Raw genomic sequence first — 21,229 nt, 5'->3', positions numbered from 1 at the left:
GAATCCGGTCCGCCCCGGTCCTGTCGGCGGCGCCGCCGGAAAGCTACGCTGCGCCGGAAACGGCTGACTGGAGGTATTGCATGCGTCGCTCCGCCGCACGGAATGTGTCGGTCGTGGCTCTTGCCGCGGCCGTCGTCTCGATCGGCGCGGCAGGCCCGCCCGCACCTCACACCGCCTCACCGCCGGCGTCGTCCGTCAAGACGCCGGTCGCCGTCGGCCACGGCGGCGCGGTCGCGAGCGTCGACGCCGACGCGTCGGCGGCCGGCATCGAGGTGCTCCGGGGCGGGGGCAACGCGGTGGACGCGGCCGTGGCGACCGCCGCGGCGCTCGGCGTGACGGAGCCGTACTCCGCAGGCATCGGCGGGGGCGGCTACTTCGTCCACTACGACGCCAGGACCCGCACGGTACACACCATCGACGGCCGGGAGACCGCGCCGCGTTCCGCCGACGCCTCGCTCTTCCTGGAGAACGGCGAACCGATCCCGTTCGCCGAGGCAGTGACCAGCGGTCTGGGCGTCGGCACGCCCGGCACCCCGGCCACCTGGGGAGCCGCCCTCGACGCATGGGGCAGTCGCCCGCTTCGGGAGTTGCTGAAGCCGGCGGAGCGGCTGGCGAAGCACGGCTTCACCGTCGATGCCACCTTCCGCTCGCAGACCGCGGCCAACGAGGCGCGCTTCCGGGACTTCCCGGCCTCCGCGGAGCTGTTCCTGCCCGGCGGGCAGCTGCCGGTCGTCGGTTCCGTCATCAAGAACCCCGACCTCGCCCGCACCTACAAGGAGATCGGCCGCAACGGCACGGACGTGCTCTACGAGGGCGACCTCGCCGGGGACATCGTCCGCACCGTGCAGAGCCCGCCCGTCGCCGAGGACGCCACCCGCGTGGTCCGGCCGGGTGAGCTGACGGAGCGTGACCTGCGGGCGTACGAGACGGTCCGGCGCACGCCGACGAAGGTCTCGTACCGCGGTCTGAACGTGTACGGCATGCCGCCGTCCTCCTCCGGCGGCACGACCGTCGGCGAGGTGCTCAACATCCTGGAGCGCACGGACCTGTCGGAGGTCTCCGAGGAGCAGTATCTCCACCGGTTCATCGAGGCGAGCCGGATCGCCTTCGCGGACCGCGGCCGGTGGGTCGGCGACCCGGCGTTCGAGGACGTGCCGACGTGGGAGCTGCTGTCGCAGCGGTTCGCCGACTCGCGCGAGTGCCTGATCAAGGACGACGCGGTCCTCACCAGCCCCCTGGCGCCCGGCGACCCGCGCCGGCCCGAGCGCTGCGTATCGTCGGGGCGCGCGGCGCCGACGACGTACGAGGGCGAGAACACCACCCATCTGACGACCGCCGACAAGTGGGGAAACGTCGTTGCCTACACCCTGACCATCGAGCAGACGGGCGGCAGCGGCATCACGGTGCCTGGGCGCGGTTTCCTGCTCAACAACGAGCTGACCGACTTCTCCTTCGCGCCGGCCGACCTCGCGGTCCACGACCCCAATCTGCCCGGTCCCGGCAAGCGGCCGCGCTCCTCGATGTCCCCGACGATCGTGCTCGACCACCACGGCCGTCCCCTGCTGGCGCTCGGCTCACCCGGCGGCGCGACCATCATCACGACCGTCCTGCAGACGCTGACGGGGCATCTGGACCGGGGAATGCGACTGGTGGACGCGATCGCGGCGCCGCGGGCCAGCCAGCGCAACCAGCCGACGACCGAACTGGAACCGGCCCTGTGGAACAGCCCCTTGCGGACGCGTCTGGAGGCGATCGGCCACGCGTTCCGGCTCAACCCGGAGATCGGCGCCGCCACCGGCGTCCAGCGACTGCCCGACGGCCGCTGGCTCGCCGCGGCCGAGAAGCAGCGGCGCGGCGGCGGATCCGCGATGGTGGTCCACCGTTCCTGAGGACCCCGCTCGCACCGCCGGACTGGTAACCCGTCCGGCGGTGCGAGCGGGGCGGCAAGGGCGCGCACGGGTAGGGAGTCTGTCGACAGAAAGGCTGCCCCGTGTGCATTCGTAACATCGCCCTCGCCCTGATCGTCGGCTCCGTCGTCCTGGGCACGGCGGCGCTGCCCGCGGCCGCGCAGCCCGTAAAGGTTCCGCCGCCGCCCGCCCCCGGCAGCTACCGGGCCGCACCGGAGGCCGGCGTCGACGCGGCCGCGCTGCTCGCCGAGCTGGGGCACTGCAACCAGATCTCCAAGGGCAGGTACGCCACCGACCGCGGCCGCCCCGCGGACATTCCGGTCTGCGAGCACAACGGGGCCGTGTTCTGGAAGGCGGACATGGACATCGACTGCGACGGCCGGCCCACGGAGCGGTGCAACCGCGACACCGACCCCTCGTACCAGCCCGCCACGGCCTTCACCGAGTCGGACGGGGAGTATCTGAACGCCGAGAGGCTGCCGTTCGTCGTCGTGCCCGTCCCGAGCAGGATCTGGGACTACCGGTCGTCCGGCATCCGCGGCGGCTCGGTCGTCGCGATGATCCACGACGGCAAGGTGGTGTACGGGGTGGTCGGCGACACCGGGCCGAGCGGGATCATCGGCGAGGCGTCCTACGCGGCGGCGCAGGCGCTCGGGATCGATCCGGACCCGGCGACGGGCGGCGTCTCCTCCGGGGTCACCTACATCGTCTTCAAGGACTCCAAGGTGTCACCCATCGAGAGCCACGCGGCTGCGGTGGAACTCGGCGAGGAACTGGCCCGGCGCTTCGTGGCCGGCGACGCCGCCGGGGCCGGTGCGGCTAGGACGCAGTGAGGATCCGCGGGCCGTCGTCCGTGATGGCGACCGTGTGTTCGGTATGCGCGGCGCGGCTGCCGTCCCCCGTACGGACCGTCCAGCCGTCGCGCGCGGTGTACGTGTCGTCCCGCCCGCCCGCGATCACCATCGGCTCGATCGCGAGCACCATGCCGTGCCGCAGCGGCATGCCCCGACCGCGCCGCCCCTCGTTCGGCACGCCGGGATCCTCGTGCATGCTGCGGCCCACGCCGTGGCCGCCCAGGCCCTCGGGAATGCCGTATCCCGCCGCGCGGCACACCCGGCCGACGGCGTGGGCGATGTCGCCGATGCGGTTGCCGACGACGGCCGCGGCGATGCCGGCGGCCAGCGCCTCCTCGGCCGTGCCGATGAGCCGGACGTCCTCGGGCTCCGCCCGCCCCACCGTGAAGCTGACGGCCGCGTCGCCCACCCAGCCGTCCAGGACGGCGCCGCAGTCGATGCTGACGAGGTCGCCGTCGCGCAGCCGGTGGTCGCCGGGGATGCCGTGGACGACCGCGTCGTTGACTGAGACGCAGAGGACGGCCGGGAAGGGGACCGGGGCCCAGTCCGGCCGGTAGCCGAGGAACGGGGAACCGGCGCCCGCTTCGTCGAGCACCATACGGACCGCGCGGTCGAGTTCGCCAAGGCTCGCGCCCACCGCGGCGGCCTGCCGGGCAGCGGCGAGCGCGTCGGCCACGACGCGGCCCGCCATGCGCATCGCTTCGATAGACGTATCGGTCTTGATCTCCACCATGCCCAATTACTATACCGGTCCAACCGGTATTTCAATACCGGTATTGAAATACCGGCATAGAATACCGGCATGGTGCGCACACCTCTCACCCCAGAAGAGCGCGAACGCGGCGAACGGCTCGGCAGACTGCTCCGCGAGGCGCGCGGGGACCGCAGCATGGTCGAGGTGGCCGCGGCCGCCGGACTCTCCGCCGAGACGCTCCGCAAGATCGAGACGGGCCGGGCCCCGACGCCCGCGTTCTTCACGGTGGCCGCGCTGGCCGCGGCGCTCGGCCTCTCCATGGACGACCTCGTCGCGCGGTGCGCGCCGGTGTCGATGCCGGCGGCATGAGCGCCGAAAGGTTCGCCGACGCCAGATACGTCAGTGTGACCACCTTCCGTAAGAACGGGACCGCAGTGGCCACGCCCGTGTGGTTCGCCGTGGACGGCGGCGAGTTGTTCGTCTGGACCCGGTCCGACTCGTGGAAGGTCAAGCGCCTGCGCAACGACAGCAGGGTCGTCATCACCGTCTGCGACGCACGCGGCAAGGTCGCCGAGGGCGCTCCCACCGCGGAGGGCACCGCCCGGCTGCTCGGTGACGCCGACACTCGCGCGGTGCGCCGCCTGCTGAGCCGCAAATACACCTGGCAGTTCTGGGCCGTCGACTGGCCGGCGACGCTCGTGCGCCTCGGCAAACGTCCGCACACGGGTATCGCGGTCACGTTCTGAAAACCGGCCGTAGCAGCCCCGTAACACCACTACGGTCGAATGCCTGCGGACGCCCCCCGGAGCGGAGGGCTCCACTCGGCAGTGAGGGCATTCGATGGCGGTGCATCAACTCCCGGCGGACGTGCGGGCGTTCGCTCGGTACTTCGGGGAGCTGGCCGCTCGGCTGGACCCGCACGGCGGCTGGTACGCGATCTTCCGGCAGCGTGACCCCGAGGGTATGCGGGCCTGTCTGGACGGCAGCGAGATCCCGCCCTGGGACGTCGTCGAGTCGCTGCTGCGGGACCTGCCGGCCGTGGAGGAGGCGGAGTTCACGCGGGCGTCCGGCCTCCATGCCGCGGCCGCCGCGGCGTACGACCGGCTGCCCGGCGGACGCGAGATGCTGGCGGAACGCGCCGAGCTCATGCGCCACGAGCGGCTGCGCGCACAGGCCCGGGCAGAAGAGCTCTTGCGGCTCCTGCCCGGCTCCCCGGACGCGGACCGCCTCGCATACGACCTGGCCTGGGCCCGCGACGATCACGCGCGCGCGGTACGCCGCCAGACGGAACTGGAGTCCCGCGCCGCAGCCGTAGCCTCATACGACGGGCCCGGAGACACCGCTCCGCCGCCGCCCGGGGCTGCGTCTACCGGCCCAGGCCGGCCCCTGGCCCCCACATGGGATCAGGCCCCGCCCTCCGGCCCCGCCCATGGCCAAGGCCAACACCCCGTCTCCGGTGGGCCCGTCGCCCACGGCGTCCAGCCGGCCGAGGCCCCGCGGGGTTTCGGGAAGGGGTGGGGTGGGGGAGTTTCCCCCCGAGGAGGGGACGGCGTGCCGCCCACCCCCAAGAAGCCGCGTCGGCCCCGCGGCGGCGCCCGGTTCGCCGGTGTCGAGGACGTGGCGGACGACGCCGTCGCCGTGCCCCTGTTGCCCGTCTCGGGGGACACGCCCCGCGGCGCCCGCTACGGGGGCGCCTCCGTGGCGGACCCCGTGCCCGAGGCGGCGGACCCGGCGCCGGACGACGGCGCCGACCGCGCCGCCAGGGAGACGGTCGCGGCTCTCGCCCGGCTCCGCGCCCACGGCCGCGGCGGCGAGGCGCACGCCCTGATCTGTGAGGCCGCCGCCAGCCCCGCCCCCTGGCTGCCCGCGCTCGCCGACGAACTGCACCGTCTGGGACTCGCGGCCGACTGGGCCACCCTGCTCTGGGAGGTGGCGTCCCAGCCGGTCTCACGGCTCGCGGCCGCCGCCGACGCGCTCATCGCCGCCGGCCGGGGCGACGACGGACGGCAGCTCCTGCGCCAGGGGGTCTTCCGCTCGGCCGACGAGATCGCGGACGCCGTAATCGCCCTCCAGGACGAGGGAATGCCGCACCGCGCCCGCACCCTGCTCACCGCGTTCGTATCGGTCCACACCCCTGCAGACGTCGCCGCCGTCGCCGCGGGCGACCCCGCCCGCCTGGTGCCGCTGTTGCTCGACGCCGCCCGGAGCGGGGCACCGGCAAGGGAGCGCGACATCGTCCACGCCCTGCGCGTAGCCGGACACATCCACAGCTGAAGCTGTCCGCTGTCGACCGCTCGGGTGCGAAACAAGATCGACTCAGCGGGTTCACGACGATGGTCTTGCCCCAGTCTGTGACGAGGCTTACGTTCTCCTCCTACGTATTGCGTCTACGTGCGTAGAGGCTCTCTGGCGTCCCGTCGAAGGAGCAGCTCATGGCCACCGTCGTACGCGCCGCGCTCGTCCAGGCCACCTGGACCGGCGACACCGATTCCATGATCGCCAAACATGAGGAGCACGCCCGCGAAGCGGCCCGGCAGGGTGCCAAGGTCATCGGCTTCCAGGAGGTGTTCAACGCTCCCTACTTCTGCCAGGTCCAGGAGCCCGAGCACTACCGCTGGGCGGAGCCCGTCCCGGACGGCCCGACGGTCCGGCGGATGCAGGACCTCGCCCGGGAGACCGGCATGGTGATCGTGGTCCCGGTCTTCGAGGCCGAGGGTGCGGGCTTCTACTACAACACCGCGGCCGTGATCGACGCCGACGGCAGCTACCTGGGAAAGTACCGCAAGCACCACATCCCCCAGGTCAAGGGTTTCTGGGAGAAGTACTACTTCAGGCCGGGCAACGCCGGTTGGCCCGTCTTCGACACGGCCGTCGGCAAGGTCGGCGTCTACATCTGCTACGACCGTCACTTCCCGGAGGGGTGGCGCCAACTCGGTCTCCAGGGTGCCCAGTTGGTCTACAATCCGTCCGCCACACACCGCGGCCTTTCGTCCCACCTCTGGCAGCTGGAGCAGCCGGCCGCCGCCGTCGCCAACGAGTACTTCGTCGCCGCCATCAACCGCGTCGGCATCGAGGAGTACGGCGACAACGACTTCTACGGCACCAGCTACTTCGTCGACCCACGCGGTCAGTTCGTCGGCGACGTCGCCTCCGACAAGGAAGAGGAACTGGTCGTCCGGGACCTCGACTTCGACCTGATCGAGACCGTACGGCAGCAGTGGGCGTTCTACCGCGACCGCCGCCCCGACGCGTACGAGGGGCTGGTGCAGCCGTGACCGACCTGTACGAGCGGCACCGGGCCGTCATCCCCGACTGGGTGGCGCTCTACTACAAGCAGCCGATCGAGATCACGCACGGCGAGGGACGCCACGTCTGGGACGCGGACGGCAACCGCTACCTCGACTTCTTCGGCGGCATCCTCACCACCATGACCGCGCACGCTCTGCCCGAGGTCACCAAGGCGGTCAGCGAACAGGCCGGGAGGATCATCCACTCCTCCACCCTCTACCTCAACCGCCCCATGGTGGAGCTCGCGGAGCGGATCGCCGCACTGTCCGGCATCCCCGACGCCCGGGTCTTCTTCACCACGTCCGGGACCGAGGCCAACGACACCGCCCTGCTGCTCGCCACCGGCCACCGCCGCTCGAACCAGATCCTGGCCATGCGCAACAGCTACCACGGCCGGTCGTTCTCCGCGGTGTCGATCACCGGCAACCACGCCTGGTCGCCGACCAGCCTCTCGCCCCTCCAGACGCTGTACGTCCATGGCGGCGTCCGCACCCGCGGCCCCTTCGCCCAGCTGTCGGACGCACAGTTCATCGAGGCGTGCGTCGCCGATCTCGAGGACCTCCTCGGCCACACCCACGACGTGGCCGCGCTGATCGCCGAACCGGTGCAGGGCGTCGGCGGTTTCACCTCGCCGCCCGACGGGCTGTACGCGGCGTTCCGCGAGGTCCTCGACCGGCACGGCATCCTGTGGATCTCCGACGAGGTGCAGACCGGCTGGGGCCGCACCGGCGAGCACTTCTGGGGCTGGCAGGCCCACGCGCGAAACGGCCCGCCGGACATCCTCACCTTCGCCAAGGGCATCGGCAACGGCATGTCCGTCGGCGGCGTCGTCGCCCGCGCCGAGATCATGAACTGCCTCGACGCCAACTCCATCTCCACCTTCGGCGGCAGCCCGATCACCATGGCCGCCGGCGTCGCCAACCTCTCGTACCTGCTGGAGCACGACCTCCAGGGCAATGCCCGCCGGGTCGGCGGTCTCCTGCTCGAGCGGCTGCGCGGCATCGCCGCGAGCGTGCCGGCCGTGCGCGAGGTACGGGGCAGGGGACTGATGATCGGTATCGAGCTGGTGAGGCCCGGCACCGACGAGGCAGACCCGCAGGCGGCCGCGGCCGTCCTGGAGGCCGCCCGGGAGGGCGGGCTGCTGATCGGCAAGGGCGGTGGTCACAGCACCAGCGTCCTGCGTGTCGCTCCACCGCTCTCGCTGACCGTCGCCGAGGCGGAAGAAGGCGCTTCCGTCCTCGAACGGGCCCTGCGCAGCCTCTAGTCCACACGAGAGGAGACCATGAGCAACCGCACACTGATCCGCGGCGGTCTTGTCGTCACGGCCGCCGACGAGATGCACGCCGACGTACTCGTCGAGGACGGCCGGATCGCCGCACTCGCAGCCCACAACTCGCCCGTCTCGCAGGGCTGGACGGCGGCCCGCGCGATCGACGCCACCAACAGGTACGTCATCCCGGGCGGCGTCGACGCCCACACCCACATGGAGCTGCCGTTCGGCGGGACCTTCGCCTCCGACAGCTTCGAGACCGGCACCCGGGCCGCCGCCTGGGGCGGCACCACCACCATCGTCGACTTCGCCGTCCAGACGGTGGGGCGGGCACTGCGGGAAGGCCTGGACGCCTGGTACGCCAAGGCCGACGGCAACTGCGCCATCGACTACGGCTTCCACATGATCCTCTCCGACGTCAACGAGCAGTCGCTGAAGGAGATGGACCTGCTGGTGGAGGAGGGCATCACCTCCTTCAAACTCTTCATGGCCTACCCGGGCGTCTTCTACAGCGACGACGGGCAGATCCTGCGGGCCATGCAGCGCTCCGCGGTCAACGGCGGCCTGATCATGATGCACGCGGAGAACGGCATCGCCATCGACGTGCTCGTCGAGCAGGCGCTCGCCCGCGGGGAGACCGACCCCCGGTACCACGGCGAGGTCCGCAAGGTGCTGCTCGAGGCCGAGGCCACCCACCGGGCCATCCAGCTGGCCCGCGTCGCCGGCGCCCCGTTGTACGTCGTGCACGTGTCCGCCGAGGAGGCCGTGGCGGAACTGGCGGTGGCCCGGGACAAGGGGCTGCCCGTCTTCGGCGAGACCTGCCCGCAGTATCTCTTCCTGTCCACCGACAACCTCGCAGAGCCCGACTTCGAGGGCGCGAAGTACGTGTGCTCCACCCCCCTGCGGCCGCGCGAGCACCAGGCCGCGCTGTGGCGCGGGTTGCGCTCCAACGATCTCCAGGTCGTCTCCACCGACCACTGCCCGTTCTGCTTCACCGGCCAGAAGGAGCTCGGCCGTGGCGACTTCTCGAAGATCCCCAACGGGCTGCCCGGCGTGGAGAACCGCATGGACCTCCTCCACCAGGCCGTCGTCGACGGCCACATCACCCGCCGCCGCTGGATCGAGATCGCCTGCGCCACCCCGGCCAGGATGTTCGGCCTCTACCCGAAGAAGGGCACCATCGCCCCCGGCGCGGACGCCGACGTCGTCATCTACGACCCGCACGCCGAGCAGACCCTCTCCGTCCGGACCCACCACATGAACGTGGACTACTCGGCCTACGAGGGCCGGCGTATCACCGGACGGGTGGAGACCGTCCTGTCACGCGGCGAAGTGGTCATCGACCAGCGGACCTTCACCGGGCGCGCCGGCCACGGCGTCTACACCCCCCGCTCCACCTGCCAGTACCTCGACCACTAGAAAGGCCCCGCCGTGGACTTCGGACTCGTCCTGCAGACCGATCCGCCCGCATCCGCGGTCGTCGGACTGATGCGGCGCGCGGAACGCAACGGCTTCCGCTACGGCTGGACGTTCGACTCCGCCGTGCTCTGGCAGGAACCCTTCGTCATCTACAGCCGCATCCTCGAACACACCACCAAGCTGCACGTCGGCTCGATGGTCACCAACCCGGGAACCAGGACCTGGGAGGTCACCGCCTCCACCTTCGCGACCCTCAACGACATGTACGGCAACCGGACCGTCTGCGGCATCGGCCGCGGCGACTCCGCAATGCGCGTCGCGGGCCGCAAGCCGAACACCCTTGCCAGGCTGGGCGAGGCCATCGACGTCATCCGTGACCTCGCCGAGGGTCGCGAGGCGCTCGTCGACGGCAACCCGGTCCGGATCCCCTGGATCAAGGAGGGCCGACTGCCGGTGTGGATGGCCGCATACGGGCCGAAGGCGCTCGCCCTCGCCGGGCAGAAGGCCGACGGGTTCATCCTCCAGCTCGCCGACCTGTATCTGACGGAGTGGATGGTCAAGGCCGTTCGTGACGCGGCCGCGGAGGCGGGACGCGACCCGGCGTCGGTCACCATCTGCGTCGCCGCACCCGCGTACGTGGGCGACGACCTGGACCACGCCCGCGAACAGTGCCGCTGGTTCGGCGGGATGGTCGGCAACCATGTCGCGGACTTGGTCTCCCGCTACGGCGAACACTCCGGCATGGTCCCGGAGGCGTTGACCGCGTACATCAAGGAGCGGCACGGCTACGACTACAGCCACCACGGCCGCGCCGGGAACCCGTCCACGGACTTCGTCCCCGACGAGATCGTCGACCGGTTCTGTCTGCTCGGGCCGCCCCAGGCGCACATCGAAAAGCTCCGGGCACTGCGCGACCTGGGCGTCGACCAGTTCGCCGTCTACAACATGCACGACGCGAAGGAAACGACGATCGACGCGTACGGCGCGGAGATCATCCCGGCACTCGACAGCTGACCGGTCCCTGCCGAAGGGTCAAGCCCATGACCGCGACCGTCCCGCCCGTACCCTCGCAAGGACCCCTCTCCGACCCGGCGGGACGCGTCGAACTCCCGCCCGGCACCGACCTCACCGGCAACCGGTTCGTCAACGACGACCTGCTGCCCGTGCCCGTCGCCCACCGCCGCTGGACCACGTACAACTTCGCCGCCCTGTGGGTCGGCATGGCCCACAACATCCCTTCCTGGCTGCTCGCCTCCGGTCTCGTCGCGCTCGGCATGGACTGGAAACAGGCCGTGCTCACCATCGCCCTCGCCAACGTCATCGTGCTGCTGCCGATGCTGCTCACCGGCCACGCGGGCCCCAAGTACGGCATCCCCTTCCCGGTCCTCGCCCGCGCCTCGTTCGGTCTGCGCGGCGCCAACCTGCCGGCGATGATCCGGGCGGGGGTGGCCTGCGCCTGGTTCGGCATCCAGACATGGATCGGCGGCCAGGGCATCTTCGTCCTGCTCGGCAAGATCTTCGGCGGCTGGGCGGAGGCGGCGAAGATCGGCGGGCAGCCATGGACGCTGTGGGTCTGTTTCGTCCTCTTCTGGGTACTCGAACTCGCCATCATTTACCGTGGGATGGAGACACTGCGCCGGTTCGAGAACTGGGCCGCGCCGTTCGTCATCGTCGGCGCGCTGGTGCTGCTGGTGTGGATCACCGCGAAGGCGGGCGGTCCCGGACCGCTGCTCGACCAGCCGTCGCAGCTCGGCTGGGATGCCGACTTCTGGCCGGTCTTCTTCCCGTCCCTGATGGGGATGATCGCCTTCTGGGCCACCCTCTCGCTGAACATCCCCGACTTCACCCGCTTCGGTGCCGGCCAACGCGCCCAGATCTGGGGCCAGTCCCTCGGCCTGCCCACCACGATGACCCTGTTCGCCCTGCTGTCCGTGTTCGTGACCTCCGGCTCGCAGACCGTGTACGGCGCCGCAGTGTGGGACCCGGTCGCACTCGCCGCCAAGACCGACAACGTCTTCGGGCTGCTCTTCGCGCTGGTGACGGTGCTGATCGCGACGATCTCGGTGAACATCGCGGCGAACGTCGTCTCACCCGCGTACGACCTGGCGAACCTGGCGCCCAGTTTCATCAACTTCCGTACCGGCGCGCTGATCACCGGAGTCGTCGGGGTGCTGATCATGCCGTGGAAGCTGACCGAGACCCCGGAGCTGTACATCTTCACCTGGCTCGGCCTGGTCGGCGGGCTGCTCGGCACCGTCGCCGGCATCCTCATCGCCGACTACTGGCTCCTGCGCCGTACCGTCCTCGACCTGCCGGCCCTCTACACACCCGGCGGCGCCTACTGGTACACCTCCGGCTGGAACCTGCGCGCCGTCGCAGCCTTCCTGGTCGGCGGGGTGCTCGCGGTGGGCGGCTCCCACTCGGCTCCGGGCAAAGGCCCGTTCCCCGAGGACGGACTGATCCCCTTCCTCGAGCCCCTTGCCGACTACGGCTGGGCGGTGGGCCTCGCCGCGTCGCTGGTGCTGTACGTGGCGCTCATGCGGATCGGCGAAGGGCCGCGCACAGCGGAGTGAGGGCCGTGGCCAGGCGCTCGCACCAGTGCTCGGCGTCGCCCTCGACGGCCGGGTACGCCGCACGGAAGGCGTCCCGGTCCACGAGCAGGGACCGCAGGAGCAGCGGCCCGAAATCCGCCGTGTGTTCGCCCAGCACGGTCCGCAGCAGCCGCGGCCCGAGCCGTGTGCGGGGCGATTCCGCCAGCAGCACGGCGTCGTACAGGTCCTTGCCCCGGGCGACGCCGTCGCTGCACAGCCACAACAGTTTCCAGGCGAGCGAGAGACCCGCGCTCGCGGTCGCCCAGACGGTCGGCGGCCCGCCGTCGCCGCGCGGGACGGCCGTCCATACGGGTGCCTCGGGCAGGGTCTCGTCGCTCGCGAAGTCCAGCTGGATCTCGCCGGCCTCGCCGTCGGCCGTCCGGTACGGCACCGTGAGGCGGACACCGGGAGTCTCGTAGACCCGGTACATCCAGGTGCCGACCTCGCGGATGCCCCCGGCGTCGAGGACGACCCCGCCGCCCGCATGCGGGTCGGCCGCCACCGTCTCGTACAGCCCTGTGGACGGCGACTCGCACTCGAAGTCGTCGGCGTCCATCCAGCGGAGCCCCTCGGGGGGCAGCCGCGGCCGGGTGCCGTATGTGCCGAACTCACCCTCGGGAAGCCATAGTTCGGGCTCCGCAGCGCCGTCCGCCGCCTCCGGCCATTGCTGGACGTCTCGGAGAAGGTCGACGTACGGGAACGGGGCGAGCCGGTCCACCGTCGAGGACTCGCCCGGCTCCAGTACGACGAAGTCCAGGTCGCCCGGCTCGCGGGCCGCCGCCCCCAGCCATGCCGTCAGCGTCATCGAGCCACGCAGGACCAGACCGCTGCTCCAGGGCGCGTCGGCGATCAGCCGCAGCACATGGTCCAGTGCTGCCCGACGGGCCTGCTGCACGGTCACCTCCCCTCGCGGCGTCTGCGAGGCAGACCGTAACAGCGCCCACCGACAACGCCGCGTCAGCGGCGGTCGCGCTGGGCGGCCACCAGTTGGCGCAGGGTGCGGTCGCCGGCGCCACCGCGCTGGACCCGCTCGGCGAAGCCCGGGAACTGGCCGGCGATCGCGCTGAGCAGCCGCAACTCCAGCGGCGCCACATTGACCTCGGCGACATCGTGTTCCACCGCCCGGACCACTCCCGCGACGACCTGCCGCGGCGACACCGTCCGCATGCCCGCCGGGGGCTTCGCCCCGGTCACGGCGAACATGCCCACGTCCCGTACGAAACCGGGCTGGACGATCGACACACCGACACCCGAGCCATGAAGGTCTTGGCGCAGTCCCAGCGCGAAGCCGCGCAGACCGAACTTGGTCCCGCTGTAGAGCGACGCCGACCTGGTCGCTGTCTTGCCGGAGATCGAGCCGACGAAGGCGAGGTGCCCGCTCCCCGCTTCGACCATGGCCGGCCCGAGCAGCCGGGCGAGCATGGCGGGGGCGCGGAGGTTGACGGCGAAGGCGCGGTCGATCTGTTCCGGGCTGTAGTCCAGCAGGTCGCCGCTGGAAGGCAGTGCCGCGTTGGCGACGAGGATGTCCGCCCCCGCTGCCTCGCTCGCGAGCCGCTCCACATCGGCCGGATCGGCCAGATCGGCGACCACCGCGCGGGCGCCGTAGCGCTCGGCGAGCGGTTCGAGGGCATCGGCACGTCGGCCGCTGACGATCAACTTCGCTTTGCGAGCGGCCAGTTCGGCGGCGAGCGCGCCACCGATACCGCCGGTCACCCCGGTGAGCAGAACGGTTGCTCCGGTGATCCGCATCTGGTTACCCTCCAGTTCTGTTCGTTCGAACGAACAATAGGGAGGCGGGTGCAGCGTGTCCACAGATCCATTCGGCGGACTGGCCGAACACACCAGGGCGTTGGCGGCAGGCGAGACGACGTCCGAGGCGCTCGTCGCGGGTGCTCTCACCCGTATCGAGGCAAGTCAGGGCACCGTCAACGCCTTCCGCACGGTCCGCGGCGAACGGGCCCTCGAAGAGGCGCGGGACGCGGACCGGCGATACGCGGCGGGGGAGAGGCTGCCGCTGCTCGGTGTGCCGATCGCCGTCAAGGACGACACCGATGTGGCGGGCGTGCCCACCTACTTCGGCTGTCCGGGCGAGATTGCGCCGGCCACGGCCGACGGCGAGGCCGTGCGCAGGCTACGGGCCGCCGGAGCCGTCATCGTCGGCAAGACCAACTCCTGCGAACTCGGCCAATGGCCCTTCACCGAGGGCCCCGCCTTCGGAGCCACCCGCAACCCCTGGTCCACCGCCCACACCCCCGGCGGCTCCTCCGGCGGCTCCGCGGCCGCCGTCGCGGCGGGCCTCGTCCCGGCAGCCCTTGGCTCCGACGGCGCCGGGTCCATCCGCATCCCCGCCGCGTGGACCCACCTCGTCGGCATCAAGCCCCAGCGCGGCCGGGTATCCGTCCACCCCTACACCGACTGCTTCCAGGGCCTCACCGTCAACGGTCCCCTGGCACGGACCGTCGCCGACGCCGCCCTGCTTCTCGACGCCGCGTCCGGTGCCCACCCCGACGAGCCGTACCACCCGGACGCGATCGACGCCTCGGCCGCCGCCCGCCGCGAACCGGGCCGGCTGCGCATCGCGGTCGCCCTGCGCCCGCCGCTCACCCTCACCGGCGCCCGCCTCCACCCCGAGGTGCGCCAGGCGGTCACCGCACTCGCACAGACCCTGGCGGGGCTCGGGCACGACGTCGAAGAGGCCCGCCCCCGCTACGGTTTGATCGGCCTGAGCTTCCTGCCCCGCGCCGCGAACGGCATCGCCGAGTACGCCGACCGCCACCCCGACCCGGCGCTCCTCGACCCGCGCACCCGGTCCGCCACCCGTTCCGGCCACCGGCTCGGTGGCCGTGTCGTACGCGCCGCACGCGCCCGGGAAGCTGCGCAGCACCGCAGGCTCGGCGGCTTCTTCGACCGGTACGACGTCCTGCTCACGCCCAGCACGGCCACCCCGCCCCCGCGGGTCGGCGCCTTCGACGGCCTGTCCGCCCGGCGCACCGACATCGGTATCGCCGCCGCCTGCCCGTACGCCTGGCCGTGGAACGTCCTCGGCTGGCCCGGCGTAGGCGTCCCGGCAGGGCTCACCCGGGACGGACTGCCGGTCGGCGCCCAACTCCTCGGCCCGGCAGGGGCGGAGGAACGGCTCATCTCCCTCGCCGCCCAGCTGGAGGCGGAGCTGCGGTGGTACGAGAAGCGCCCGCCCACCCCTGTGACCAGCGGAGGCGTTGCTCTGGGACAATAGGGCCATGTCCACTGCCGCCCGTTCCGCGCCCACCAGGCAGCGCATCATCGAAGCCGTCCTGCACATCATCGGCAGGGACGGGGTGGCCGCTGTGACCAACCGGCGGATAGCCAAGGAGGCGGGTGTCTCCCTCGGGTCCGTCACCTACCACTTCGAGACGCAGCATGAACTGCTGCGCGAGAGCCTGCTGCACTTCGTCCGCGACGAGACGCGCCGCTTCACGGAACTGGCCGACGGGTGCCGCAGCGAGGGGATCGACATCGCGGGCGCAGCGGCACTCGCCGGCCAGGTGGCGGGCGGCACCGGCTTCGACAGCGGGCACATCGCGACGTTCGAGCTGTACGTCGAGGCGGGCCGCGACGAACGGCTGCGGGAGGCGGCCGCGGAGGCGTTCGCCGCGTACGACCGGCTCGCCGCGCAGATCCTGACCGGCCTCGGTGTTCCGGACGCGGAGCGGCTCGCCGCGACGACGGTAGCGCTGGTGATGGGCCTTCAGCTGCGCAGGCTCGCCACCGGCGCGCCGGCGGAGGACCTGGTGGACGCGCTGCTGCTGCTCGCGCGCGGCGCCGTCGGCCCCGAGGCGCTCAGCGTGCCCGGCGGGCAGTGACCCCCCACACCCCGGCGGCCAACATGACGCCTCGTTCCGTCTCGTAGGCCCGCAGCGCGTCCCGCATCGCGGCCCTGGCCGGCTCCGTGACCTCGGCGCCGGATTGGCGCGACACATAGAAGTCGACGGCGTCGGCGGCGTCCCGGCCCCAGCATGTGGCCGCCTCGACCCGGTGATGCGGATGTCCTCGAACCCAGCCGCTTCGAGGACCTTTCCGGTCCGGTCAGGGTCGGCGAGCGAGGACATCGCCGCCGCGCTAGCGTCGCGAGGAGCGCCCGCCGGGCACCCGGCCGGGCACCCGGCCGGTCCTCGCGGGCGGGCAGCCAGTCGGTGGACAGGGCAGGGCGGTCGACGCCGTCGTGGGCCGCGACCGTCTTGCGCACCAGCGCCCGGTCGTCGTCCGACAGCAGCGCGGCCCCCATCAGCGCCGCCTCGCGCAGCGCCCCGTACGCGGTGCCGACCCTTACGCCCGCCGCGCCAGGACCGTCGCCCGGGTGGTGCTAGGCATGGTCGCGGGCCTCGCCGTGTCCCTGGTCGTTGCCTCACTCACCGACTCCATCGCGGTACTCTCCGTCGCCGCACTGCTCGCGGCCGTCCAGAAGGCGCTCTGCGACGCCGGCCGGATCGGCCCGCCCGGCAACGTGATCTTCACCTTCGTCGCCACGGCCGCCCTCTTCGCCCCCCCCAGCGGCTCCCCGAGGTCCCCCGCCACCTCACCCTCGCCCTGGGCGCCGGTGCCGTCTCGTGGCTGGTCACCGTGGGCCCCGCCCTGAGGCGGGAAGGCCCCGAGCGGCGCGGGTCTCGCCGGCCGCGCCCGGCGAGACCGGCGAACCGGCCGGGCTCGAGGCCGAGCGGTACCTCCTTCGGGAGCGCCGCCGCGCGGCACGCGGACGCTGCTGCGCAGCTGGCGTCCGGCTCGCCGCACATGCCCATCGCGGGCCGCACCCTCATCGGCTGCGCGCTCGCCGGCTACCCGCCGTCGCACTGGACGTCGACCGGCCGTACTGGGCCGTCGTCACCGCACCGTCGGTCTTCCCGGTCAGCGTCACCCTCAGCTGGAACAGGTCCCTGCAGCGCATCATCGGGGCCGTTGTGGGACTGCTCGCCGCGATCGCCGTCACCAACCGCAGGGCGGCGGGCCGCGTCGAGCGGGCCCTCGCCGCCACCGAGCGGCTGCGGGCCGACGCCGAGCGCACGCTCGCCGACCCGGCGGCCGCACCGGCCGCCCCCCATGACGCCGGGCGCCGACTGGCCGCCGCATTCGTGGAACCGCGCGAGGCGCATGACGCCGCGGTCGGCGAATGGTGGCAACGCGACCTTGCGGAACAGCAGGTCCTCGCGGCCGAGCAGGCGGCACACCGTACGCTCGCGGCAACAGCAGAGCGGCGCGGGCGGCCCGGACAGGGCCTGGCTCCCGTCCCTTCGATCGGAGCGGTGTGACAGACGACGTCGTCGCCTCGGTGGTACGGCAGTGGCAGGCGGTCGATCCCGGCCTGGACACCGCGCCCATGGAACTCATCGGCCGCATCAACCGCTGCGCAACGCTGCTGCAACAGGCCAAGGACGCGCCGCTGCGCTCCGCGGGACTGACAAGGGCCGAGTTCGACCTGCTCGGCGCGGTGCGCCGCAACGCCCGCGAACTGACCCCCGGAGAGCTCGCCCGCGAGACGTTCTCCTCCGGAACGGCCGTCACCAAACGCCTGCGGGCCCTCCAGGAAAGGGGCCTCGTCGACCGGCGCGGTGACGAGCGCGACCGCAGAGTCGCCCACGTCCGCCTCACCGACGCCGGCCAGGACCTCGTCGACCGGCTGCTGCCCCTGCAGCTCGCCTACGAGAGCACCGTCCTCTCCGGCCTCGAGGAGGAGACCCGCACCCTCCTCGCCACGCACCTCGGTGAGCTGCTGGTACAGCTCGAAGGCCGGCTCGGCTCGGCGCGGAGCTGATGGCCGGAGGGCGCCAGAAAAGGCCGACGACCGATGGCATCCTTACCCTGAGAGGGTGAACGTGGTGCGACGGGCCGCCGTGCCCGTCCTGGCCCTCGGGCTCACACTCGGCACCGTGCCCGCACAGGCGGCAGCGAGTGCCGCGCCGCGGCTGTCGGCCACGGTCAGCGACGTCCCCCCGGACGAACTCGGCGCCAGTTACGAACCGGGCTGCCCGGTGCCACCGTCACGGCTGCGGCTGATCACCATGAACCACTGGGGTTTCGACGGCCGCGTGCACCGCGGCGAACTGATCGTCCATCAGGACGTGGTCCGACCCCTGCTGAACGTCTTCGAGAAGGCTTTCGAGGCACGGTTCCCCATCCGCCGTATGAAGGTCATGGCCGAGTACGACGGAGACGACGCCAGGGCCATGGCGGCCGACAACACCTCCGCGTTCAACTGCCGCCGGGTGACGGGCGACTCCAGCCATCTGTCCCGCCACTCCTACGGCGACGCGCTCGACATCAATCCCATGGAGAACCCCTACGTCGACCGCTCGGGGCAGGTGCACCCGCCGGCCGCCGAAGACCACCTCGACCGCGACCGCCCTGCCGCAGGCATGCTCGAGCCCGGCGACGCCGTCACCACGGCGATGAACGACGCCGGCTGGGAGTGGGGCGGCCACTGGTCGCCCCCGGACTACCAGCACTTCTCCGCCGACGGCACCTGACGGGGGCACGCCGCGCCCTTGGCCGGGCCGTGTCGGACGCGGCCCTCATCGCCGCGTCCGCGCCCGGACGACCGGCCGTCGGAGGCGGCCCGCGACCGCTGGATCGAGCCGGCCCTCCGCTCCGCCGTGGCCCGGGGCCGACGGAGCCCCCCCACTCATACGCGTCGTCATGCGTGTACGCCGTCGCACAGGCCGTACGGCGGCGGTCGGATCATGCGCGCACACGAGCGGGGGAAGGTCGGGGAACCGGTGCGTCATCGGTGACGGGGGACCACACGGCGCGTTCGTACGCGAAGCAGGGCGACGCCCGCGATCAGCAGCGCGGCTCCGGCGGCCGACGGCCACAGCTGGGCGCCGGTCCTGGCAAGGGCGCCCTCGGCCGCTTGTGGCGCGCCGACGCCACCGTTCGGCACCGAAGGGGTCGGCTCGCTGTTCGTGGCCGTCGGCGAGGCCGGTGCGGTGGTATTCGTCCCGGCGGTGGTCTCCGGGCTCTGCGCCGCTGCGGCCGCGGGGACCGGCTCGCTCCGCGCGGGCGAGGGGTCGGCGCTCGGGTCGGCCGGCACGCCGGTGCCGGACCGGCTGCCGCGGCCGGCCGGTTGCACAGGGGCTTGCGACGCCTTGGGTCCCGCTGCGGCCGCATCGAGTGGTCCAGGCGCCCGCTCGGCCTCGGTAGCGGCCTCTTCTGTGCCGGGTTCCCCGGCGTCGGGTGCTGCGCTCTGACGGGGGGCCGCGGTGACCGGCTCGTGACCGGCGTCGGGTGCTGCGGCCTCGTAGGGAGCCGCAGTCACCTGCTCGGCCCCGGGGGCGGGTGCGGCCGGGCGGGTCGGGGCGCCGGTCTCCTGCTCCGCAGGGGTGGACGGGGCCGGACCGGCGGGGGCTCCGTCTGCGATCCCGGGGGTGTCCTTCGGCTCCTGGCCGTCGCCGGCCGGAGTGCGCACCGGATCGCCGGGGCCGCAGCGACGCCCCTCGTTGAGACAGCTCACCAACTCCCGCATGAGCCCCTCGTCGAAGACGTTGATGAAGTCACCGTGGTCGGTGACCGGTTTGTGCAGCTGCTCCGGGAACGAGTCCAGCGCGAAGACGGCAGCGTCCGGGCCGTCGAAGACCGGCGGTGGCACGTCGTAGACGATCCGCTGCACCAGTTGAGGAACGGCCAGGAAGCCGCCCGGGCAACGGCCGCTCGCGTCCGTGAAGGCCACATGGGTGCGGTGGTTGGCGCTGTCGGTGTTCCGGCCGTCCCAGCAGCTCTGGAACCTGAAGCTGCGCACCACGTTGCTGCCCCCGGGACAGATCGGGTACTTGTCCCTCAGCTGCCGGTCCTCGAAGCCGGTGCAGCTCCACGAGGCGTTGACGTTCGCGTCGCCGTTGACAAAGGCCTTCGCGTCACCGGTGATGATCCGCAGGAACCGCGGCATGGCGGTGACCTTGCCCTGCGGATTGCCGACGAAGTCGAGCGTCACCTGGGAGGGGGTCAGGATCTCACCGACGTTCCGGTCCTTTCCGCCGCCGTCCGCCCGGGCATCGTCCTCGTCCTGCCCGTTCTGCAGCCGCAGCACGGGCCAGTAGTACGTCGACCGGTCGCCCTGGTCGCGGCACGTGGTCTCACCGGACGCGAGATCGTCGTCCGAGGCGAACGCGTCATTGGCCTGGTTGCCCACGTAGTCGTGCATGTGGTGGGCGCCGTTGCTCACACCCGGGGCGGCGATGACGTTGTCCGGATTGAACTTGCCGTTCGCGTTGATCCCGCAGTCCGTGGTGAACGTGCCGCGGGAGGCGCCGGGCAGTCGCGGGGGGTCCTGAACGTTCGGCTGCACGGTGCGGATGTCGGCGAAGTCGGACGCCTCGGGGCCGTTTCCGGCCTGTCCGCCGTTTCCCCCGCCGCCCTGGTCGCCCTCGCCCCCGCCCTGGCTGCCCGGGTCGGCCTGGTCCGCTTCGTCGGTCTGCAGAGTGCACGGGGCCAGCGCCCGCAGCCCCTGGGGGCGCTGGCCCGACACCCGGCCGATGGCTTCCGCGATACGGTCGATACCGGCCGTCCGTTTGCTCTCGAGCGGCCCGAGGATCGCGTTTTGAGCGAACTGCGGATCCCGGGCCACCTGCTCCTTCTCCTCGGCGAACCGCTGGTACGCCTCGGTGATCTGGCTGTCCAGCGTCGCGAGTTCGCGGTCGACCTCGGGCCTGGCCGCATCCGGCACCTGCGGCAGCCCGTTCGCCACCTCAGGGCATTTGACGGTCGCGGGCGAGGGCCCGGCGACTCGTGTCTGTTCCTGCCGGTCGACCCCGCCGGGCCAGGGGCCCTGCCCCTCTCCGGCGGCGGCATAGGAGTTGACCGCGATGAGACCACCGCCGCCGAGGATGAGCGCGATCGAGGCTGCGACCGTGCGGCCGCCTGCTCTCGGACGTCTTCGCGTTGTTCTTCCCATTCAGAACTCCATCCGCTGCATCACCAAAGGGGCATGACGGCACCCGGGCAGGAGCCCGTCCGGGTCCATACGAGAGGAACGGGCGAGGCGTTCAACGCCGGACACCACGGGTGTGCCCGACGCCCAGCCCCTGACCGCATCGCCGGCCTGTGGGACGGCCCGAGTACGACCGAGCCGTGCACGGTCGGCGGACCGCGGGCCGGCCCGGTCGGGGCGTGAGCCGGAAACCCGGAGGGAAGCTACGGGCGGCGCCGGTCTTCGGGCGGCGGTGGGAGCGTGCCGACTTCGG

20 protein-coding genes are annotated in these 21,229 nt (G+C 72.1%); 16 read left to right on the top strand and 4 right to left on the bottom strand.

The window, feature by feature from the left end; all coding sequences use genetic code 11:
- Positions 1 to 80 precede the first annotated feature (80 nt).
- Both ggt and IE198_RS02875 read left to right on the top strand, forming a co-directional pair.
- Positions 81 to 1,889: a gamma-glutamyltransferase gene (ggt, locus tag IE198_RS02880; RefSeq protein ID WP_189882226.1), complete on the top strand. Its 1,809-nt coding sequence runs from the start codon at positions 81 to 83 to the stop codon at positions 1,887 to 1,889.
- Between the two features lie 101 nt (positions 1,890 to 1,990).
- Positions 1,991 to 2,740: a glycoside hydrolase family 75 protein gene (locus IE198_RS02875; RefSeq protein WP_189882224.1), complete on the top strand. Its 750-nt coding sequence runs from the start codon at positions 1,991 to 1,993 to the stop codon at positions 2,738 to 2,740.
- Here IE198_RS02875 and map read toward each other — a convergent pair.
- Positions 2,727 to 3,494 (bottom strand): type I methionyl aminopeptidase, encoded by a 768-nt coding sequence (gene map / locus IE198_RS02870; RefSeq protein ID WP_189882222.1) that lies wholly within the window; start codon positions 3,492 to 3,494, stop codon positions 2,727 to 2,729. The genes IE198_RS02875 and map overlap by 14 nt on opposite strands.
- Positions 3,495 to 3,563: 69 nt before the next feature.
- Here map and IE198_RS02865 point away from each other — a divergent pair, with 69 nt between their 5' ends.
- The 8 genes from IE198_RS02865 to IE198_RS02830 all read left to right on the top strand — a co-directional run bounded on the left by IE198_RS02865 (position 3,564) and on the right by IE198_RS02830 (position 12,005).
- The gene (locus IE198_RS02865; RefSeq protein WP_189882220.1) at positions 3,564 to 3,824 is read left to right on the top strand and encodes a helix-turn-helix domain-containing protein; all 261 of its coding nucleotides are present in this window, start codon (positions 3,564 to 3,566) and stop codon (positions 3,822 to 3,824) included.
- Positions 3,821 to 4,201 (top strand): PPOX class F420-dependent oxidoreductase, encoded by a 381-nt coding sequence (locus tag IE198_RS02860; protein WP_189882218.1) that lies wholly within the window; start codon positions 3,821 to 3,823, stop codon positions 4,199 to 4,201. The genes IE198_RS02865 and IE198_RS02860 overlap by 4 nt, the downstream gene beginning before the upstream one ends.
- Positions 4,202 to 4,295: 94 nt before the next feature.
- Positions 4,296 to 5,729 carry a hypothetical protein gene (locus IE198_RS02855; protein ID WP_189882216.1) on the top strand — a complete coding sequence of 478 codons (1,434 nt, stop codon included), beginning with the start codon at positions 4,296 to 4,298 and terminating at the stop codon, positions 5,727 to 5,729.
- 158 nt (positions 5,730 to 5,887) lie between these two features.
- Complete coding sequence (locus tag IE198_RS02850) at positions 5,888 to 6,730, top strand: nitrilase-related carbon-nitrogen hydrolase (protein ID WP_189882214.1); 843 nt, start codon at positions 5,888 to 5,890, stop codon at positions 6,728 to 6,730.
- Positions 6,727 to 8,007: an aspartate aminotransferase family protein gene (locus IE198_RS02845; protein WP_189882212.1), complete on the top strand. Its 1,281-nt coding sequence runs from the start codon at positions 6,727 to 6,729 to the stop codon at positions 8,005 to 8,007. The genes IE198_RS02850 and IE198_RS02845 overlap by 4 nt, the downstream gene beginning before the upstream one ends.
- 18 nt (positions 8,008 to 8,025) lie before the next feature.
- On the top strand, positions 8,026 to 9,432 hold the full coding sequence (gene hydA, locus IE198_RS02840) for a dihydropyrimidinase (RefSeq protein ID WP_189882210.1): 1,407 nt from the start codon (positions 8,026 to 8,028) through the stop codon (positions 9,430 to 9,432).
- A gap of 12 nt (positions 9,433 to 9,444) precedes the next feature.
- A complete protein-coding gene (locus IE198_RS02835; protein ID WP_189882208.1) occupies positions 9,445 to 10,446 on the top strand; it encodes a TIGR03842 family LLM class F420-dependent oxidoreductase in 1,002 nt (333 codons plus the stop codon).
- A gap of 26 nt (positions 10,447 to 10,472) precedes the next feature.
- Positions 10,473 to 12,005, top strand: a complete 1,533-nt coding sequence (locus IE198_RS02830; RefSeq protein WP_189882206.1) for an NCS1 family nucleobase:cation symporter-1 — start codon at positions 10,473 to 10,475, stop codon at positions 12,003 to 12,005.
- On the opposite strand, the gene IE198_RS02825 is transcribed toward IE198_RS02830, so the two are convergent.
- A complete protein-coding gene (locus IE198_RS02825; protein ID WP_229833701.1) occupies positions 11,968 to 12,918 on the bottom strand; it encodes a nucleotidyl transferase AbiEii/AbiGii toxin family protein in 951 nt (316 codons plus the stop codon). The genes IE198_RS02830 and IE198_RS02825 overlap by 38 nt on opposite strands.
- 62 nt (positions 12,919 to 12,980) lie before the next feature.
- Entirely contained in the window at positions 12,981 to 13,772 is a 792-nt protein-coding gene (locus tag IE198_RS02820) for an SDR family NAD(P)-dependent oxidoreductase (protein WP_189882204.1), read from the bottom strand.
- A 55-nt stretch (positions 13,773 to 13,827) separates the two neighbouring features.
- Between IE198_RS02820 and IE198_RS02815 the strand changes: the two genes are divergently transcribed.
- From IE198_RS02815 to IE198_RS02795, 6 genes are all read left to right on the top strand, one after another.
- The gene (locus tag IE198_RS02815; RefSeq protein ID WP_189882201.1) at positions 13,828 to 15,258 is read left to right on the top strand and encodes an amidase; all 1,431 of its coding nucleotides are present in this window, start codon (positions 13,828 to 13,830) and stop codon (positions 15,256 to 15,258) included.
- Between the two features lie 4 nt (positions 15,259 to 15,262).
- The gene (locus IE198_RS02810; protein ID WP_189882199.1) at positions 15,263 to 15,865 is read left to right on the top strand and encodes a TetR/AcrR family transcriptional regulator; all 603 of its coding nucleotides are present in this window, start codon (positions 15,263 to 15,265) and stop codon (positions 15,863 to 15,865) included.
- Between the two features lie 359 nt (positions 15,866 to 16,224).
- A complete protein-coding gene (locus tag IE198_RS36530; RefSeq protein WP_373299745.1) occupies positions 16,225 to 16,638 on the top strand; it encodes a hypothetical protein in 414 nt (137 codons plus the stop codon).
- The gene (locus tag IE198_RS02805; RefSeq protein ID WP_373299744.1) at positions 16,610 to 17,305 is read left to right on the top strand and encodes an FUSC family protein; all 696 of its coding nucleotides are present in this window, start codon (positions 16,610 to 16,612) and stop codon (positions 17,303 to 17,305) included. The genes IE198_RS36530 and IE198_RS02805 overlap by 29 nt, the downstream gene beginning before the upstream one ends.
- Positions 17,302 to 17,808, top strand: coding sequence for a MarR family winged helix-turn-helix transcriptional regulator (locus tag IE198_RS02800; protein WP_189882197.1), 507 nt, complete (start codon positions 17,302 to 17,304; stop codon positions 17,806 to 17,808). Before IE198_RS02805 ends, IE198_RS02800 begins: the two co-directional genes overlap by 4 nt.
- Positions 17,809 to 17,863: 55 nt before the next feature.
- Entirely contained in the window at positions 17,864 to 18,520 is a 657-nt protein-coding gene (locus IE198_RS02795) for a M15 family metallopeptidase (protein ID WP_189882195.1), read from the top strand.
- Positions 18,521 to 18,774: 254 nt separating this feature from the next.
- On the opposite strand, the gene IE198_RS02790 is transcribed toward IE198_RS02795, so the two are convergent.
- Positions 18,775 to 20,940: a DUF1996 domain-containing protein gene (locus IE198_RS02790; protein WP_189882194.1), complete on the bottom strand. Its 2,166-nt coding sequence runs from the start codon at positions 20,938 to 20,940 to the stop codon at positions 18,775 to 18,777.
- Positions 20,941 to 21,229: the final 289 nt, after the last annotated feature.

This window comes from Streptomyces xantholiticus (assembly GCF_014651015.1).
Classification (GTDB): domain Bacteria; phylum Actinomycetota; class Actinomycetes; order Streptomycetales; family Streptomycetaceae; genus Streptomyces; species Streptomyces xantholiticus.
This window is presented reverse-complemented; position numbering and strand designations above follow the sequence as displayed.

What these genes read in the sequence shown, in the direction of transcription:
- ggt (WP_189882226.1), top strand. Translation starts at nt 81, where the DNA reads ATGCGTCGCTCCGCCGCACGGAATGTGTCGGTCGTGGCTCTTGCCGCG.
- map (WP_189882222.1), bottom strand. Translation starts at nt 3,494, where the DNA reads ATGGTGGAGATCAAGACCGATACGTCTATCGAAGCGATGCGCATGGCG.
- IE198_RS02865 (WP_189882220.1), top strand. Translation starts at nt 3,564, where the DNA reads ATGGTGCGCACACCTCTCACCCCAGAAGAGCGCGAACGCGGCGAACGG.
- IE198_RS02860 (WP_189882218.1), top strand. Translation starts at nt 3,821, where the DNA reads ATGAGCGCCGAAAGGTTCGCCGACGCCAGATACGTCAGTGTGACCACC.
- IE198_RS02855 (WP_189882216.1), top strand. Translation starts at nt 4,296, where the DNA reads ATGGCGGTGCATCAACTCCCGGCGGACGTGCGGGCGTTCGCTCGGTAC.
- IE198_RS02850 (WP_189882214.1), top strand. Translation starts at nt 5,888, where the DNA reads ATGGCCACCGTCGTACGCGCCGCGCTCGTCCAGGCCACCTGGACCGGC.
- hydA (WP_189882210.1), top strand. Translation starts at nt 8,026, where the DNA reads ATGAGCAACCGCACACTGATCCGCGGCGGTCTTGTCGTCACGGCCGCC.
- IE198_RS02830 (WP_189882206.1), top strand. Translation starts at nt 10,473, where the DNA reads ATGACCGCGACCGTCCCGCCCGTACCCTCGCAAGGACCCCTCTCCGAC.
- IE198_RS02820 (WP_189882204.1), bottom strand. Translation starts at nt 13,772, where the DNA reads ATGCGGATCACCGGAGCAACCGTTCTGCTCACCGGGGTGACCGGCGGT.
- IE198_RS02810 (WP_189882199.1), top strand. Translation starts at nt 15,263, where the DNA reads ATGTCCACTGCCGCCCGTTCCGCGCCCACCAGGCAGCGCATCATCGAA.
- IE198_RS02790 (WP_189882194.1), bottom strand. Translation starts at nt 20,940, where the DNA reads ATGGGAAGAACAACGCGAAGACGTCCGAGAGCAGGCGGCCGCACGGTC.